Consider the following 17,063-nt stretch of genomic DNA (forward strand, 5'->3'; position numbering starts at 1 on the left):
CGGATCATTCGTCGGCGTCGATCTCATCATCGACGAGAACCATCTCGCCGTTCGAGAGGTTCGCCTCGACGCGGGCGAGCAGCTTGAACAACGCCTTCTGGTCCCTTTTATCGAGACCCTTCAGCGCCTGCTTCTCGGTCTTTTTCACCGATTTCTCGATGGCGTGGATGATTTCGCGGCCGGTGTCGGTCAGGAAGATGTGGGCCTGTCGGGCATCGGCGGAAGAAGCGCGCTTTTCCAGAAAGCCCTGGGCCTGCAGCCGGTTGATCGTCTTGGTGATGGTCGGCGGGCGCACACCGAGGCGGCCGGCGAGATTGCCGGGCGTCTGCCCGTCCTCACGGTCGAGCGCCAGCATGATCTGGTCCTGGCCGGCGTAGAAGCCGTGGGTCAGAAGCCGCGCGGCGAGTGCCGTACGCGCCAGCCGCGCCGCCGAATGCAGCCGGCTCATTGTCGCAGTCTTGTCCGCCTTGGCCATGGTCATCCCTCTTCGGGCCGAACCGGTGCGGACAGCATAGCGGCAGCCGCCCGGTTGGCAATCGACGATCAAACAGATCCGGCTTTGCAAAATAGCTTTGCCGGCAAGCAATGCGATGCCCGCCGTGGCTAATGCCAGAAGTTTATTTCAGTTAGATGACAAACGACTTTTCAGTGCAGGTGGAAGCTTTCCGCAGGAGCGACGCACACGCGAAACGGGACTCATGCAGCCTTTACTGCGACGATAATCAGGGCCTGATAGGCGTCCGCCACCTCGCGCAGCGCCGCCTGCGACAGCGGCCCGGCGCGCCGCGCGATACCGTCCCTGGCATTCGGCGTATCCCGCCTGCCGGACCGATCGGTGTAGGGCGCGACAGTGGTGAATATCTGCTCGCTCAGGCTGTCGGGGAAAAACAGCTGGCCGGTCATCACCGAATTGTCATCGGGAAAGACCTTGAAGTGGATGTGGGTGGTGCGGCCGCGATACCAGCCGGGATAGATGGTGGTGAAGGAGACGATGCCGGTGTCATCCGCCTTCTGCCAGCCGCGCAGAAAACTCTGGCCTGACGTATCGACATCCTGGCCGTCGCCTTGTCCCGGATAGCCCGAATAATGGCCTTGCGCGTCGCAATGCCAGATGTCGACGCGCGCGCCGGCAAGCGGCCGGCAGGCCGCGTCGACGACCTGCAGCCGCACATTGAGGCCAATGCCCGCTTTGCCTTCGGTGATATCGGCGCGTTCGAGCTTCGGGTCGAAATAGAACGGCCCCTCGGTCGCTTCCGGCGTGATCGCGCAGACGCCGGCACCGCTATCGAACAGGGCAAGCCCGGCATAGGGCGAGGCCTGCTGAGCCATCGCGATGCCCGGCAGAAAGACGCCGCCGCCCGCGCTGACGGCAATGAGGCCGAGCGCCTGACGCCGGCTCAAAGGCAAGGAGGACGGTTTGTCGGAAATCCGGCACCTCTTCTGGTTCTTCTGAGCAAGCGACCTTGTTCTTAATCTAGGCAGTGAGACCCGCCAGCGCCAATGAAGTCCAGCGATGTTGGGAAAGTCCGGCAATGTTGGCGACCTGTTTGGCCCATCGGTTTGCCGCGTGCAAAAGCACGGCGCACATCCTATATGGATCCAACAATCCCTTTTCGAGGCCCAACATGAGCGATGCACAGACGACGCAGATCCCCGTAACCGTTCTCACCGGCTATCTCGGCGCCGGCAAGACGACACTGCTCAACCGCATCCTTTCGGAAAACCACGGCAAGCGCTACGCCGTCATCGTCAATGAATTCGGCGAGATCGGCATCGACAACGAACTGATCGTGGAATCCGACGAGGAAATCTATGAGATGAACAATGGCTGCGTCTGCTGCACGGTGCGCGGCGACCTGATCCGCGTCGTCGAGGGCCTGATGCGCCGGCCAGGCCGCTTCGACGCCATCGTGGTCGAGACGACCGGCCTCGCCGATCCGGTGCCGGTGGCGCAGACCTTCTTCATGGACGAAGACGTGCGCTCCAAGACCAGGCTCGACGCGGTGGTGGTGCTGGTCGACGCCAAGCACCTGCCATTGCGGCTGAAGGATTCCCGCGAAGCCGAGGACCAGATCGCCTTTGCCGATGTCGTCGTGCTCAACAAGACCGACCTCGTCACGCCGGAGGAACTGAGCAAGGTCGAGGCGACGATCCGCGCGATCAACCCGGCGGCCAGGATCCATCGCACCACTCGCGCCGGCTTGGCGCTGTCGGAGGTGCTCGACCGCGGCGCCTTCGATCTTTCGCGGGCGCTGGAGAACGATCCGCATTTCCTCGAGGCGCATGACGACCACGATCATCATCATCACGACCATCACGATCATGACGGGCATCATCACCATGACGGGCACGACCATCACGCACACCCTTCCGATATCCATGACGTGACGGTGCAGTCGGTGTCGCTGCGCGGCGGCGAGATGGACCCGAAGAAATTCTTCCCGTGGATCGAGAAGGTCACCCAGATGGAAGGCCCGAACATCCTGCGGCTGAAGGGCATCATCGCCCTCAAGGGGGATGATGAGCGCTATGTCATCCAGGGCGTCCACATGATCATCGAGGGCGACCACCAGCGCGCCTGGAAGGACGGGGAGAAGCACGAGAGCCGGCTGGTCTTCATCGGCCGCGAGCTCGACGCCGAGCGGCTGAAGATGAGTTTTGAGGCCTGCCAGGCCGCTTGATTTCCAGGCCTTATAACGCTAGCGCTGCACCTTCTTTCCTTCTCCCCTTGTGGGAGAAGGTGGCCGAGCGAAGCTCGGTCGGATGAGGGGTGTTCCAGCTTGGCGCCAACCGCGCTTCGTCCAACATCCCTCAACCGTCTTGGCGCTGCGCGCCAATCCACCTTCTCCCACAAGGGGAGAAGGTCGCGTCGCAACTGGCCGCGCTAACGATTCCTCCGCAGCGGCAGGGCGACCACACCAATCTCGAATGGAATAATCTCACATGCCCACAGTCGCCCCGCTTGATCTCGATGGCCATTGCGTTGCCGCCGTCTTCCTTGGCGACGCGCCGCATTTCGCACTGGCCGACGGCACAATCCATCGGCTGGACCATGGCCACAAGACGGCGCAGGCTAATGACGGGCTGCTCGCCGCCTTCCACGATGCGGCCAACGACCGGCTGATCACCGGCGGCGAGGACGGCAAGATTTTTTCCGTCACCGCTGGCGGCAATGCGGCAGAATTGGCAAGCGCCGGGAAAAAATGGATCACCAGCGTCGCGGCTGGACCACAAGGCGCCGTCGCCTATGCCTCCGGCAAGTTCGCTTTTGTGCGCTTTGCCGACGGCAAGACTAAGGAATTCATGCATCCGCGTTCGGTCGAGGGGCTGGCGTTCTCGCCCAAGGGCATGCGCTTTGGTGTCGCCCGCTACAATGGCGCGACGCTGCATTTCCCGGCGGCGAACGGCAAACCGGTCGAGCTGGAGTGGGCCGGCGCCCATACCGGCATCACCTTCTCGCCCGATGGCGCCTTCCTCGTCACCACCATGCAGGAGAACGCGCTGCATGGCTGGAAGCTGGCCGACGGCAAGCACATGCGCATGAGCGGCTATCCCGGCAAAGTCAAAAGCCTGTCGTGGAGCGCCAAGGGAAAATGGCTGGCCAGTTCCGGCGCGCCGGCGGCGATCGTCTGGCCTTTTTCGGGCAAGGACGGGCCGATGGGCAAGGCGCCGCTGGAGCTCGGTACGCGCGGCAACGCCATGGTGACCTCGGTCGCCTGCCATCCCAGCCAGGATGTCGTCGCCGTCGGCTATGACGACGGCATGGTGATGGCGGTGCGTTTCGCTGACGCCAAAGAGGTGCTTCTGCGCCGACCGGGCAAGGGCGCGATCACCTCGATGATGTGGGATAGGGAGGAACGCCGCGTCGCCTTCGGCAGTGCCGCCGGCGACTGCGGCGTCATCGATATTTCCGCATAACCGGGAGTTCTCTACTCGGCCCCGCAGGAGACTTTGCCGGTCAACGCGGCAGGCATGCCATCGCCACCCGTGTCAGCCGTGCCCTCATAGATGGCGAGCGAATAGCGCCCGTCATAGGTGCCTTCTTCACTGGACTTGGTCACGATCGTCAGTTCGACAGAGCTGTAGGTGTTTGCGACCTCGTGCTCGCGATAGACGAGCAGCCGCAATTCCTTGCCGTCGAGCCAGTATTGTGTGAGGTTGGAATTCTCGAACACTGTCTTGCGCAAATCGTCGCCGACGGGTCTGCCGAGAATTTCGAGATCGCCCCGGAAATTGAACGTTGGACCGCCCATGCCTCTGGTGACGCCGGCTTCCACCTGGAATCTCACCGCTGCATCCTCGGCCGAGCACCAGATGCCGCCGGTGGCGAAGGCCGAGCCGGCCGATAACAGCAGCGTTGTTGCACAGAAGATCGTCCGCATCTTTCTTCCCCCAGCCACAAACCTTATCCGCATAGATGCTGGAGGATGCCCTCAGGTCAAGCGCCCGTCCTCTTCACCTTGGCCACTGAACCAATGCAGCGCAGCTGTCCGGCCAATTGCGGTTCCGGACGCCGATTGGCAAAGTGACGTATGAGAGGGACCTTCATGCATACAATCGACCATTTAAAGACTTCCATCGGCGGCATCAGCGCCGCCTGCATCGCCGATCTGCGCGAGACCGAGGCCGAAGCCTTCCGCGAGGCAAGGCCGAAATCGGCAGCCAAGGTCGGCAACGGCCTGCCGGGCTTCTTCGGCGGCGTGCCGATGCACTGGATGAACGACTGGCCGACGCCGTTCCCGATCCTGGTCGACAGCGCCAGAGGCGCCACCATCACCGATATCGACGGCAACCGGCTCGACGATTTCTGCCTCGGCGACACCGGCTCGATGTTCGGCCATTCGCCGCCGCCGGTCGCGCGCGCCATCCGCCGGCAGGCCGGGCGCGGCCTGACTTACATGCTGCCTTCCGAGGATGCGCGCGCCATCGGCCCGCTACTGCAACAGCGCTTCGGCCTGCCGTTCTGGCAGATCGCGACGACGGCGACCGATGCCAATCGCTTTGCGCTGCGCGTCGCCCGCACCATCACCGGCCGGGAAAAGATCCTGATCTTCAACGGCTGCTATCACGGCTCGGTCGACGAGACGATGGTGCGGCTGGTCGACGGCAGACCGGCCAACCGGCCGGGACTGGCCGGCGAATTCCGCGACCTGACCCGGACGACCGATATCATCGAGTTCAACGATGTGCCGGCACTCGAGGCCGTGCTCCGGGACAAGGATATCGCCTGCGTCATCACCGAGCCAGTGCTGACCAATTCCTGCATGGTGCTACCCGACCCTGGCTTCCACGAGGCGCTGCGGCGTCTCACCCGCGCGGCCGGCACCCTGCTGCTGATCGACGAGACGCACACGATTTCGACCGGTCCGGGCGGCTATACGAGGAAACACGGCTTGGAGCCGGACCTGTTCGTGCTCGGCAAGCCGATCGCCGGCGGTGTGCCGGCCAGTGTATGGGGGATGAGCGAAGACGTCGCCACCCGCTACGCCGCCTATAACAGCACCAAGGAACCAGGCTATTCCGGCATGGGCACGACGCTGTCGGCCAATCCGCTGCAGTTCGCGGTGATGCGCGCCACGCTCGAAGAAGTGATGACCGACGGGAATTATGCCCATATGGACCATCTGGCGCGGCGGCTCGACGCAGGGCTGACCGCCGTCATCGACCGTTACTGCCTGCCTTGGCATGTTGCCCGAGTCGGCGCCCGCGTTGAGTTCATCTGCGCACCCGGCCCGCTTAGGAATGGCGGCGAGGCGGAAACTGCGCACGCGCCCGACCTCGAAGCGGCGATCCATGTTGCGCTGGTCAATCGCGGCGTGCTGATCGCGCCGTTCCACAACATGATGCTGATCTCGCCGGCGACCAGCGCCACCCAGGTCAACCGCCTGATCACCGCCTTCGGCGCGGTTGCGGCAAGGCTCGCGGCATGAGACAAGCTTGCACATGAGAGAAGCGCACAAGCAAACTTTGAACGCCATCATCGCCTCCCCTTCGGGTTCGACGCCGGCCGAGGCGCAAACCTTTCTCGACGCCTATCCCGAGATCGAAGCGTTCGACATCGTGCTGACCGACGCCAATGGCGTCGGGCGTGGCAAGATCGTGCGCCGGCACGAACTGATGAGCATCTTCGAGGGCGGCCGGCACATGCCGATCTCGATCCTCGGCCTCGACATTACCGGCGAGGACGTGCACGAGACCGGGCTGATCTGGACGACCGGCGACGGTGATCTCACAGCATGGCCGATTCCCGGTACGCTGGTACCGCTGTTCGGCACACAGCCGCCGCGCGGCCAGGTGCTGATGGCGATGTACCATCTCGACGGTCAGCCCATGTCCTCCGACCCGCGGCTGGCGTTAGCCCGTCAGGTGGAGATACTGGCGGCCAAGGGCCTGCGTCCGGCCGGCGCCTTCGAACTCGAATTCTTCCTGCTCGCCAACGAGCGCGACGCCGATGGCAAGGTGCAACCGGCGCACGCGGTGCTCGACGGCCGACGCTCGGCCAAGACCGAGGTCTATTCCGTCGACCATCTGCACGGTATGGAGCCACTGTTTTCCGACATCTATGCCGCGGCCAAGGTGCAAGGCATCCCAGCCGAGACGGTCATTTCCGAATATGCGCCCGGCCAGTACGAGCTGACGCTGAACTACCGCCAGGACGTGATCCGCGCCGCCGACGACCTCGTGATGCTGAAGCGGCTGGTGCGGGCACAGGCGCGCCGCCACGGCGTCACCGCTTGCTTCATGGCCAAGCCGATCGAGAAATATGCCGGCTCCGGCATGCATTTCCATGTCTCGCTGCAGGACAAGGCCGGCAAGAACGTCTTCACTGAGGCCAGCGGCGAGTCTTGGTCCTTGCCGCTACTGCGCGGATTGGGTGGCCTCATCCAGACCATGGCCGAATCGATGCTGGTGTTTGCACCGCATGCCAATTCGTGGCGGCGTTTTGTTTCGCAATCCTATGCGCCGGTGGCGCCGACCTGGGGTGTCAACAACCGCTCGGTGGCATTGCGTGTGCCGGCAGGCGATGCCAAAAACCGGCGCATCGAGCACCGGCCGTCGGGCGTCGACGCCAACCCTTATCTGGTGGCGGCAACTGTGCTGGCCGGCATCACTAAGGGCCTCGACGAAGGCCTCGATCCCGGCCCCGAAACCACCGGCAATGGCTACGAATCAGCCGTGACACGGACGACAATGCCGGTGGACTGGCGCGCGGCGATCGAGGCGGCAAGGGCCTCGACATTCCTCAAAGGGGCACTGGGAGAAGACCTGCACCGGACATTCGTGGCAATCAAGCAATCCGAATATCTGCGGGTGGCGCGCACGGTCAGCGAGTTGGATTATCACCTCTATCTGCACGAGGTGTGAGGCGATCGCATCGCCGGTCATTCTCCCAGCGAAAGTCTGGGGTCCGGGCCATTTGAAGGAACCTTTCCGGGGTTTCGCTCATTCAGCATCTAATCGCAGCTGCGGACAAGGCCGCATCAGCCATGATTGCCAGGATGCAGACAACTCCCGCGCCGCACCACGCCAAGGTGCAGGCAAGACGCTGGCGCAAGCATGAATTGCCTGAAACGGCGGAAGGTGACGGCGCAAGCACCATTCCCGAACTCAGTGAAGTGGCGAAAGCCTGCCGTCGCTGCCCGCTGTGGCGCAATGCGACGCAGACCGTGTTCGGCGAAGGGCCTGATAGAGCCAAGGTGATCTTCGTCGGTGAACAGCCCGGCGACCAGGAGGATCTGGCCGGCAAACCTTTCGTCGGGCCGGCCGGCAAGGTCTTCGACGCCATCCTGGACGACGCCGGCGTCGATCGGCTGAAAGTCTATGTCACCAATGCGGTCAAGCATTTCAAATTCGAGCCGCGCGGCAAGCGGCGCATCCACTCCAAGCCGAATGCCGGCGAGGTGCAGGCCTGCCGCTGGTGGCTCGACAAGGAGTTCGATCTGATAAAGCCCAATCTGGCGGTGGCGCTCGGCGCAACGGCGGCGCAGTCGCTGCTCGGCAAGGTGGTGCCGATCATGAAGATGCGCGGTGCGGTCGTGGAGCGCGAGGATGGCTTGCGTGTCTTCGTCACAATCCACCCGTCCTTTATCCTGCGCATCCGCGAGCCGGCGGACAAACAGGCCGAACGCGAGCGGTTCCTGAAGGATATGAAGGCGGTGAAGACGCTGATGGCTGCCTGAGCCTATCTGATCAATATGGCCCGGAGATCATTGACGTTCGTCCCGGTCGGGCCGGGCACGAAAAGATCGCCAATGGCATTGAATGCCGTCCAGGCATTGTTGCCGGCAAGCATCGCCTTGGCATCGACGCCTGCCGCCCGCATCCGCGAAACCGTCGAACCGTCGGCAAAGGCGCCGGCATTGTCCTCCGAACCGTCGATGCCATCGGTGTCAGCGGCCAGTGCATGGACGCCCTCCATGCCGCTGATGCCGATGGCGAAGGCGAGCAGGAATTCCGAGTTACGGCCGCCCCGGCCTTTTGACCGCAAGGTCACGGTCGTCTCGCCGCCCGACAGGATCAGCACAGGCTTCGGGAAAGGCCGGTTGCGCGTCGCCACCTCGCGCGCGATCGCGGCGTGGACACCGCCGACCTCGCGCGCCTCGCCCTCAATAGAATCGGAGAGGATGACCGCCTCGATACCTTGGCGCCTGGCTTCGGCCGCAGCCGCTTCCAGCGACACGCCGGCCGAGGCGATCAGATGCACCTCGTTGCGCGAAAAACGCGGGTCGGCGGCGCGCGGCGCATCTGCGGCCGGCGAATTGATATGCGCCATCACCGCAGCCGGCAGTTTCATGCCATAGGCGGCGATCGATGCCAGCGCCTCTTGGCGGTCGCCGGAATTGGGAACGGTCGGACCGGAAGCAACCAGCGCCGGATTGTCGCCGGGAATGTCGGAGACCACTAGCGACACCACCTTTGCCGGATAGGCAGCTGCCGCCAGCCTGCCGCCCTTGATCGTGGAAACATGCTTGCGGATGGTGTTCATGGCGGCGATCGGTGCGCCGGAGGCAAGCAGCGCCTCGTTGACGGCGATCTCGTCGGCCAGCGTCAGACTTTCGGCAGGCGACGGCAGCAGCGACGAGCCGCCGCCTGAGATGAGCGCCACGACCAGATCGTCCGCGGTCAGGCCCTGCACCTTTTCGAGCAGCCGGCGCGAGGCTTCGAGACCGGCGGCATCCGGCACCGGATGCGCCGCCTCGATGATCTCGATGCGCTGGCAGGTCGCGCCATAGCCGTAACGGGTGACGACCAGCCCTTCTATCGGCCCGTCCCACACCCTTTCGAAGGCCGCCGCCATTTGCGCCGAGCCCTTGCCTGCGCCAATGACGATGGTGCGCCCTTTCGGCGTTGCCGGCAGATGATCCCTGATGGTCCTCTGGGGATCGGCGGCGGCGACGGCGGCATTGAAGATGGCGGTGAGGAAGGGCCTGGGATCGAGCGCGGTCATTCCGGCGGCAGTGCCAGCTCACGCCCGTCGACGCCGAGATGGCTGCACAGCGCGTCGACGACGATGCCGTGATCCTCACGCTCCGGCAGGCCCGAGACCGCGATCACACCGATCACGCCGGCACCTTTGACCGTTATGGGAAAGCCACCACCGGCCAGCACATAGTCTGATATGTCGAGCCCCTCACCGGGTTTGAAGCTGCGGTCGGGGCGCTGTTGCTCCAGCACCAGGCGGTAGGTGCTTCTCAAAAACCGCCGCACGACGTTGGTCTTGCGCCGCGCCCAGTCCGGATTGGAGGCATTCGAGCCTGGCATCGCTGCATAGAACAGCGGCCGGTCGAAGGTCCTGATGTCGACGATGATCGGCAGGTCTTCGGCTAGCGCCCGGTCGCGGATCGCCGAGCCGATCTTGAAGGCGACAGCCTCGTCGAAGACGGGGAAGACAAGCGCGGCTTCCTGTTTCTTGATCAGAGCGATGTCGTCCGCAACGGCCATGTCGTTCCCCTGTCAACTTCGCTGCAGGCTTTGACCGATGGCTGCCGCCGGGTCAAGCCGGGACGTGTCGGATAGCTAAACCGCCATATCGGTCTTCGCAGCCCGCCCGGCGACGTAGACCTCGCGCACGGCGCGGTCGTCGCCCAGCGTCTGCAGCAGAAACAGCTCCTCCGCCAGCGTGTCCGCCGTCTCCATCCGCAGCCGCATGGCCGGCGTGGCGCGGGCATCGAGGACGACGATGTCGGCATCGCTGCCTTGGTCGAGCGTGCCGATCCTTTCCACGATTGACAGCGCCTCGGCATTGCCGCGGGTGAGCTGCCAGAACGACTGGAACGGGTTGAGTTTTTCTCCGTTCAGGGCGATCGCCTTGTAGCCCTCGTCCATGGTGCGCAGCATCGAATAGTTAGTGCCGCCGCCGACATCGGTGGCGGCCGCGATCCGAAGAGCTTTGTCACGCGTGCGGTAGCGCTGATAATCGAACAGGCCCGAACCGAGGAACAGGTTCGAGGTCGGGCAGAACACGGCCACCGAGCCCGCGTCCGAAATCGCATCCGCCTCGCGTTCCGACAGATGGATGCAGTGGCCGAACAGGCTTTTGCGCCCGAGCAGCCCGTATTGCTCGTAGACATCGGTATAGTCGTGTGCCTGCGGGTAGAGTTGCAGCGTAAAGGCAATCTCGGCGTGGTTTTCCGACAGATGCGTCTGCATGTGCAGATCAGGATGTTCGCGGCAGAGCGCACCCGCCATCTCTAATTGCTCGGGTGAGGAGGTGATGGCGAAGCGCGGTGTGATGGCATAGTGCTGGCGCCCCTTGCCGTGCCACTCGGCGATCAGCGCCTTGCTGTCGTCATAGGCCGATTGCGGCGTGTCGAGCACGCCCTCCGGCGCGTTGCGATCCATCATCACCTTGCCGGCGATGTTGAGCATGTTGCGGTCATGCGACTCGGCGAAGAACGCTTCGGCCGATTCCCTGTGGACCGAGCAATAGGCGGCGACTGTCGTCGTGCCGTGGCGCACCATCTCGTCGAGGAACAGCCTGGCGATGCGGCGGCCATGCTGGGCGTTCTGGAATTTGGTTTCCTCGGGAAAGGTGTAAGTGTTCAGCCAGTCGAGCAGCTCGGCGCCGTAGGAAGCGATAACCTGCATCTGCGGAAAATGCGCATGCGCGTCAATGAAGCCCGGCAGCAGCAGGTGTGGGCGGTGGTCGAACTTTTTTACGCCTTCATCAGCTTTTTTCTCGACGTCGGCATAGGCGCCCGCGGCAACGATCCTGCCGTCGCGGAGCAGCAGGCCGCCGTCATCCTCGTAACGCCAGGCGGAATGGTCGTCGACGGTCTCTGGCCAGCGCAGGAAGGACAGCGTGCGGCCGCGCAGGAGCGTGCTGGTCATGCTTATTTCCCCGCCTCCTCGAACCACGCCACCAGCAGCGCCCGCTCATTGTCGGTGATATGGGTGACGTTGGCGGGCGGCATCGCGTGGCTGCGGCCGGCCTGCAGGTAGATCTCGCGGGCTTGCTCGGCGATACCGGCGTCCGTGTCGAGCATCACACCTTTCGGTGCGTGATAGATGCCCTCGTAGGATGGCTCCTGCGCATGACACATCGAGCAGCGGCCAAGCACCGTGTCGCGCACTGCGGGAAAGTGCGCCGAGGCGGAATAGACCTGTGCCGCCGAGGACGCCTTGACTTCGCCGGTCAGCACTTTCGGCACCGTTGACAGCCACATGATGACGACGAACAGGACGGCCGCCGCCAACCAGGTCCAGGTCGGGTTGCCTTTGCGCGCATGCATGGTGTTGAAATAGTGCCGGATCAGCACGCCGATGATGAAAACCAGCGAGGCGATCACCCAGTTGAACTCGGTGCCGAACGCCAGCGGGTAGTGGTTCGACAGCATGAGGAACAGAACGGGCAGCGTCAGGTAATTGTTGTGCAGCGAGCGCTGCTTGGCGATCTTGCCGTATTTCGGGTCGGGCTTGCGGCCGGCAATCAGGTCGGCGACAACGATCTTCTGGTTCGGAATGATGACCATGAAGACATTGGCCGACATGATCGTCGCGGTGATGGCGCCAAGGTGCAGGAAGGCGGCGCGGCCGGTGAACAGATGGGTAAGACCCCAGGCGATGAACACCAGCACGCCATAGAGCACCAGCATCAGGCCGGTGTCGCTGTTGCCAAGCGGCGAACGGCATAGGAGATCGTAGACCACCCAGCCGACGCCGATCGTCGCCAGCGACAGCAAGATGCCTGTAGGCACCGACATGGCGAGCACATTGGGATCGATCAGGAAGAGGTCCGCCCCGGCATAGTAGAAGACGCACAGCATGGCAAAGCCCGACAGCCAGGTGGCGTAGGATTCCCATTTGAACCAGGTCAGGTGCTCGGGCATTTCGGCCGGCGCCACCAGATATTTCTGGATGTGGTAGAAGCCGCCGCCATGCACCTGCCATTCCTCGCCGAAGGCGCCGACAGGCATGCCCGGACGCTGGCGCAAGCCAAGATCGAGCGCGACGAAATAGAAGGACGAGCCGATCCAGGCTATGCTGGTGACGACATGCAGCCAGCGCACGGCGAAACTCAGCCAGTCCCAGAAAATCGCGAAATCCATCATTGAAAAGTCGTCCCTGCCGATCGGGTGACTTTACGGACTGGAGCGCAAACGGAAAGGGCCGAGCTGCACGATGACTTTCAAAAAAAATTGGAAAATACTAGGGTTATCCCTACGCAGCCGCATGAGAGCCCTAAAGCCGCATGGCCTATCTCGACAACATCGCCGTCTTCGTCCGCGTCGTCGAGCTTGGCAACCTGTCGGCGGCGGGCCGCGACATGCGCATCTCGCCGGCGGTCGCCTCCAACCGCATCAAGGAGCTCGAAAAGCACCTTGGTGTCAGGCTGTTCAATCGCACGACGCGGCAATTGATGCCCACCGAGCACGGCACCGTGTTCTATTCCGGCGCCAAGCAGGTACTGGAGGCGATCACCGAGGCCGAAGCCGCCGTCTCGGCGCTTTCCGGCCAGCCGCGCGGCACCATCAAGGTGACAGCGCCGCTCGGCCTCGGCCGCCGGCTGGTGGCATCCGGCATCCCGGATTTCCACGACAAATATCCTGACATCGAGGTTCGGTTGAGGCTTTCCGACCACAATGTCGACATCATGAAGGAAGGCATCGACGTTGCCTTCCGGCTCGGCATCATCGAGGATTCCAGCCTCAGGATGCGCGGCATCATGGAGTGCGAACGGGTGCTGGTGGCGGCACCGAAATATCTGGAGGCGCGCGGCGAACCGAACGAACCGCAGGAACTGATCGGCAAGAAGCACGACTGCCTGATGCTGCGCTACGCCGGCGCGCGCGAATATGTGTGGACGCTGCAGATGGCCGACGGCCCGCGGAAATTCGAAGTGCACGGGCCCTATGACACCGACGATGGCGACGTGCTGACCGGCTGGGCGCTGTCCGGCCGCGGCATCATCAACAAGCCGCGCTTCGAGGTCGAGCCGTTCATCCGCGATCGGCGGCTGAAGGTGATCCTGCCAGACACCCCGCCGACACCGGTGCAGTTCGCCGCCATCTACCCGCACAAGAAGCTGCAGGACCCGAAGGTGCGGCTGCTGCTCGACTTCATGGCCGAGCGCTGCCAACGGCTGATCAAGGATATTCTGGCAGGCAAGTGACGGCTTGCTGGACCAGCGCAACCGGTTGCCATCCCTGGAGGTGGCGAACATAGTTCTGGTAGAACTTTCGCCTTGCAAGGACTATCGATGGGCAACGGCCCCACAATGCATCTCGCCGTTTCCTTGTTGCCGGGAAATGCTCCTTCCAGCGAGCCGCCAGCCGGCGGCGCGGATTTCAGCCTTCTGGCGCAGTTCTTGCAAAAAGCCGAAGCAGCCGGGCTGGACATGGTGCTTCTTGCCGATTCCGCGCCAGCTGCAGGCGGCGACGCACCGAACCGGCAACTGCCCTTCGAAGCGACGACCCTGCTGGCGGCGCTGGCGACGGTGACCAGCAGGATCGGCCTCGTCGCCGCGGCATCGACGGTCGCCCACCAGCCCTACAATCTGGCGCGCCGTTTCGCATCGCTCGACATCATCAGCCATGGTCGTGGCGGCTGGAACGCGACGATGATGCAGGATCCGACCGAGGCGGCCAATTTCAGCCAGCCAGAAGGGTTTTCCGGCGACGATTTTCGCCGACGCGCCGAGGAATTCATCGGTATCGTGCAAGGCTTGTGGCGAGGCTGGGATGCGGATGCCCTGCTGTTCGACAAAAGCGAAGGCCGCTTCTTCGATCCCGAAAAGATGCACCTGCTCGACCACAAGGGCGAGTTTTTCTCTGTGCGCGGGCCGCTGAACGTTGCACGCTCGCCGCAGGATATGCCGGTGCTCGTCATGTCAGGCCTGTCGGAGCCCGACATGGACATCGGTGCCCGCGTCGCCGATGTCATCCTGCTGGACGAGCCATCGATCGCGGGCGCCAAGGCTGACGATCTGAAGCGCCGCGCGCTTGCGTTCGGGCGTAGCCCCGGCGCGATAAAGGTGCTGATGAACGTCGCGCCGGGTGCTGAAATGGCCGCCAGGCCGGACGTTATCGCGGACAGGCTCGAAGAGTCCTTCCGGTCGAAAAGCTGCGACGGTTTCAATATACTCATGCCGCCGCTCGAGTCTGTGCTCGACAATTTCGTCGACCTCGTACTGCCGGAGCTTCGTCGCCGCGGCCTTCTCCGGTCGGATTATCCCGGCGCGACGCTGCGCTCCCATCTCGGACTGGCCGGGGAGGAGGGACAATGACCGCCCGTCAGATGAAGCTCGGCGCCTTCCTGTGGGCAACAGGCCACCACATTGCCGCCTGGCGCCATCCGCAGGCGCATGCGACGGCGGGGGTCGACATCGACCATTACGTCCAGCTGGCGCGGACGGCGGAGGCGGCGAAATTCGACCTGTTGTTCTGCGAGGACGCCGCCGGCGTGCGCGAGGCCAATGTTAATATTGCCAGCCAGACGTCACGCTCGATCGGCTTCGAACCCATCAGCCTGCTTGCAACTCTCGCGGTCCAGACCAGCCACATCGGTCTCGTCTCCACGGCGTCAACAAGCTACAACGAGCCTTACGGGCTGGCGCGGACTTTTTTGTCGCTCGACCATCTGAGCAGCGGCCGTGCCGGCTGGAATCTCGTCACGTCCGCCAGCCACATCGAAGCCGCCAATTTCGGCTCGACCGGCCTGCGCCCGCATGCCGACCGTTATGAGCGCGCGCGTGAATTCGCTGGCGTGGTGACCGCACTCTGGCGAGGCAAGCTCGACGGGGTTTCCGGACCTGGTCACGACGGCAGAAGCTTTTCGGTGCGCGACCCACTCGACCTGCCGCGCTCGCCCCAAGGCGCGCCGGTCATGGTTCAGGCCGGAGCATCGGACGAGGGCAGGGATCTCGCCGCCCGGACCGCTGACGTAGTGTTCACGGCGGCGCAAACGTTCGAGGAGGCAAAGGCCTTTTATGATGATCTCAAGGGACGGCTGGCGGCTTATGGGCGCGAGCCGGACGACATCAAGATCATGCCGGGCGTCGCGCCGATCGTGGCGGCAACTGAAGCGGAAGCCCGGGCAAAACACGAGGAGTTGCAGGAGCTGATCCCTGACGATGTCGGCGTCGCGCTGCTGTCCAGCTATCTCAGTATCTCCGATCTCGCGCGCTATCCCATCGATGGGCCCTTGCCGGAGCTGCCGCCCAGCGAAGGCATGCAGAGCCGGCAGGCGCTGGTCATCGAGCAGTCACGCCGCGATAACCTGTCCATTCGGCAGCTTGCGCGCCATTTCGCCGGCGCGCGCGGCCATTGGCGCGTCGTCGGCACGCCGGCTCAGATCGCCGACGAGCTCGAAGCACGGTTCGAGGGCGGCGCAGCTGACGGCTTCAACGTCATGCCATCTTATTTCCCTGGTGAGTTCGATGCCTTTGCCACGCTTGTCGTGCCGGAACTGCAGCGGCGCGGCCTGTTCCGCAAGGACTGTAAAGGCACCACGCTGCGCGACCATCTGGGTTTGAAGCGGCCGATGTGAGCAGCACGCTACGGAAGCGCGCCTGCGCGAAAATGCAACTCGGCGGGATATTAGCCGTCAGCCGGCCATCGCCTTGCTGTGAGAGGCTGGGCGCGGCGCGGCTGATGCCGTGGCATGGGCGGCCAACGCCGTCATGATCTCGGCTGCGGCGAGTGCCGCGATCACCTGCGGGCGCTTGTCCTTGACCGCATCGCCGCCGATCGGCGAGACGAGGCGGGCAAATTCCGCCTCGCTGCCATCCGCCGACTTCAGGAACCAGCTCCTGAAGGTCGCCCTTTTGGTTTTCGAGCCGATCATCCCGACATAGGCGGCATCCCGGCGTTTCAGCGCCTCGGCGACGATCAGGAAATCCAACGCGTGGTCGTGGGTGAGGACGACGAAGGCAGCCCCGGCCGGGGCCTTGCGCACCATCGCCTCGGGCATTGGCGTCAGCCCTGTTTCGACCGCGCCCGGCATGCCCTCCAGTGCCTCGGCCCGCGTCTCGACAACGACGACACGTACCGGCAGCAAGGCCACTGCCGAAGCCAGCGCATGGCCGACATGGCCACCGCCGAAGATGTAGACGTGCGGCAGATGCGCTTCCTCGGCTTCCGCCGCAGCAACCAGCTCTCGCGCCAGCGCCGCGTCGACCAGCCGGATCAGCACCTCGACCCTGCCGCCGCAGCACTGCCCGATCTCCGGCCCGAGCGGGATGTCGAGCGTGGCGCGGATATCCCTCCCCCTCGAGGGGAGGGTGGCGGCGAAGCCGTCGGGTGGGGTCGCCGCGGCAGTGCTCGACGCTCTGGCGGTGCCTTCTGAGACGACCCCCTCTGGCCGCTCCGCGGCCATCTCCCCCTCAAGGGGGGAGAAAAGCATCTGCCGTGCCTTGTCGATTGCCATGTATTCGAGTTGGCCGCCGCCGATCGTGCCAAAAATCGCCGAGCCCGAGACGAGCATAAAGGCGCCCTTCTCGCGTGGGGTCGAGCCCTTTGTCCCGGCCACTTCGACCAGGGCGACCCGGCCGGCGCCGGCAAGAAAGGCTTTTAGGCTTTGCACTTTCGCGTTCATCATTCGCTTTCCCTGTCGGGAAATATAGA

The 17,063-nt window shown here is 63.9% G+C and carries 16 protein-coding genes; 8 read left to right on the forward strand and 8 right to left on the reverse strand.

The window, feature by feature from the left end:
• Positions 1-4: 4 nt before the first annotated feature.
• Both AC0L14_RS03630 and AC0L14_RS03635 read right to left on the reverse strand, forming a co-directional pair.
• Positions 5-475, reverse strand: a complete 471-nt coding sequence (locus AC0L14_RS03630; protein ID WP_473484298.1) for a MarR family winged helix-turn-helix transcriptional regulator — start codon at positions 473-475, stop codon at positions 5-7.
• Between the two features lie 221 nt (positions 476-696).
• On the reverse strand, positions 697-1,428 hold the full coding sequence (locus AC0L14_RS03635; protein WP_473526203.1) for an intradiol ring-cleavage dioxygenase: 732 nt from the start codon (positions 1,426-1,428) through the stop codon (positions 697-699).
• A gap of 197 nt (positions 1,429-1,625) precedes the next feature.
• Here AC0L14_RS03635 and AC0L14_RS03640 point away from each other — a divergent pair, with 197 nt between their 5' ends.
• Together AC0L14_RS03640 and AC0L14_RS03645 are read left to right on the forward strand one after the other, a co-directional pair.
• Positions 1,626-2,681 (forward strand): CobW family GTP-binding protein, encoded by a 1,056-nt coding sequence (locus AC0L14_RS03640; protein ID WP_123146329.1) that lies wholly within the window; start codon positions 1,626-1,628, stop codon positions 2,679-2,681.
• A 262-nt stretch (positions 2,682-2,943) separates the two neighbouring features.
• Positions 2,944-3,918 carry a WD40 repeat domain-containing protein gene (locus tag AC0L14_RS03645; protein ID WP_473484300.1) on the forward strand — a complete coding sequence of 325 codons (975 nt, stop codon included), beginning with the start codon at positions 2,944-2,946 and terminating at the stop codon, positions 3,916-3,918.
• A gap of 11 nt (positions 3,919-3,929) precedes the next feature.
• Here AC0L14_RS03645 and AC0L14_RS03650 read toward each other — a convergent pair whose 3' ends face one another.
• Positions 3,930-4,382, reverse strand: coding sequence for a hypothetical protein (locus AC0L14_RS03650; RefSeq protein ID WP_473484302.1), 453 nt, complete (start codon positions 4,380-4,382; stop codon positions 3,930-3,932).
• 165 nt (positions 4,383-4,547) lie between these two features.
• On the opposite strand from AC0L14_RS03650, the gene AC0L14_RS03655 reads away from it, so the two are divergent.
• From AC0L14_RS03655 to AC0L14_RS03665, 3 genes are all read left to right on the forward strand, one after another.
• Positions 4,548-5,930: an aspartate aminotransferase family protein gene (locus AC0L14_RS03655; RefSeq protein WP_473526204.1), complete on the forward strand. Its 1,383-nt coding sequence runs from the start codon at positions 4,548-4,550 to the stop codon at positions 5,928-5,930.
• Positions 5,931-5,943: 13 nt separating this feature from the next.
• Positions 5,944-7,365, forward strand: a complete 1,422-nt coding sequence (locus AC0L14_RS03660; protein WP_473637312.1) for a glutamine synthetase family protein — start codon at positions 5,944-5,946, stop codon at positions 7,363-7,365.
• A gap of 80 nt (positions 7,366-7,445) precedes the next feature.
• The gene (locus AC0L14_RS03665; RefSeq protein ID WP_473748708.1) at positions 7,446-8,180 is read left to right on the forward strand and encodes a UdgX family uracil-DNA binding protein; all 735 of its coding nucleotides are present in this window, start codon (positions 7,446-7,448) and stop codon (positions 8,178-8,180) included.
• A gap of 2 nt (positions 8,181-8,182) precedes the next feature.
• Here AC0L14_RS03665 and AC0L14_RS03670 read toward each other — a convergent pair whose 3' ends face one another.
• The 4 genes from AC0L14_RS03670 to AC0L14_RS03685 all read right to left on the reverse strand — a co-directional run bounded on the left by AC0L14_RS03670 (position 8,183) and on the right by AC0L14_RS03685 (position 12,551).
• A complete protein-coding gene (locus tag AC0L14_RS03670) occupies positions 8,183-9,448 on the reverse strand; it encodes a glycerate kinase type-2 family protein (RefSeq protein ID WP_473526207.1) in 1,266 nt (421 codons plus the stop codon).
• The gene (locus tag AC0L14_RS03675) at positions 9,445-9,942 is read right to left on the reverse strand and encodes a heme-degrading domain-containing protein (RefSeq protein ID WP_473526208.1); all 498 of its coding nucleotides are present in this window, start codon (positions 9,940-9,942) and stop codon (positions 9,445-9,447) included. The genes AC0L14_RS03670 and AC0L14_RS03675 overlap by 4 nt, the downstream gene beginning before the upstream one ends.
• A gap of 75 nt (positions 9,943-10,017) precedes the next feature.
• The gene (gene guaD, locus AC0L14_RS03680; protein WP_473526209.1) at positions 10,018-11,331 is read right to left on the reverse strand and encodes a guanine deaminase; all 1,314 of its coding nucleotides are present in this window, start codon (positions 11,329-11,331) and stop codon (positions 10,018-10,020) included.
• A gap of 2 nt (positions 11,332-11,333) precedes the next feature.
• Positions 11,334-12,551, reverse strand: a complete 1,218-nt coding sequence (locus AC0L14_RS03685; protein WP_473748668.1) for a urate hydroxylase PuuD — start codon at positions 12,549-12,551, stop codon at positions 11,334-11,336.
• 140 nt (positions 12,552-12,691) lie between these two features.
• Here AC0L14_RS03685 and AC0L14_RS03690 point away from each other — a divergent pair, with 140 nt between their 5' ends.
• From AC0L14_RS03690 to AC0L14_RS03700, 3 genes are all read left to right on the forward strand, one after another.
• Positions 12,692-13,612 (forward strand): LysR family transcriptional regulator, encoded by a 921-nt coding sequence (locus AC0L14_RS03690; protein WP_473748669.1) that lies wholly within the window; start codon positions 12,692-12,694, stop codon positions 13,610-13,612.
• An 87-nt stretch (positions 13,613-13,699) separates the two neighbouring features.
• A complete protein-coding gene (locus tag AC0L14_RS03695) occupies positions 13,700-14,725 on the forward strand; it encodes an LLM class flavin-dependent oxidoreductase (protein WP_473748670.1) in 1,026 nt (341 codons plus the stop codon).
• A complete protein-coding gene (locus AC0L14_RS03700) occupies positions 14,722-15,987 on the forward strand; it encodes an LLM class flavin-dependent oxidoreductase (RefSeq protein WP_473748671.1) in 1,266 nt (421 codons plus the stop codon). Before AC0L14_RS03695 ends, AC0L14_RS03700 begins: the two co-directional genes overlap by 4 nt.
• Positions 15,988-16,044: 57 nt before the next feature.
• On the opposite strand, the gene xdhC is transcribed toward AC0L14_RS03700, so the two are convergent.
• Positions 16,045-17,034 carry a xanthine dehydrogenase accessory protein XdhC gene (gene xdhC, locus AC0L14_RS03705; RefSeq protein WP_473484552.1) on the reverse strand — a complete coding sequence of 330 codons (990 nt, stop codon included), beginning with the start codon at positions 17,032-17,034 and terminating at the stop codon, positions 16,045-16,047.
• Positions 17,035-17,063: the final 29 nt, after the last annotated feature.

The organism is Mesorhizobium sp. WSM4841 (genome assembly GCF_055811515.1).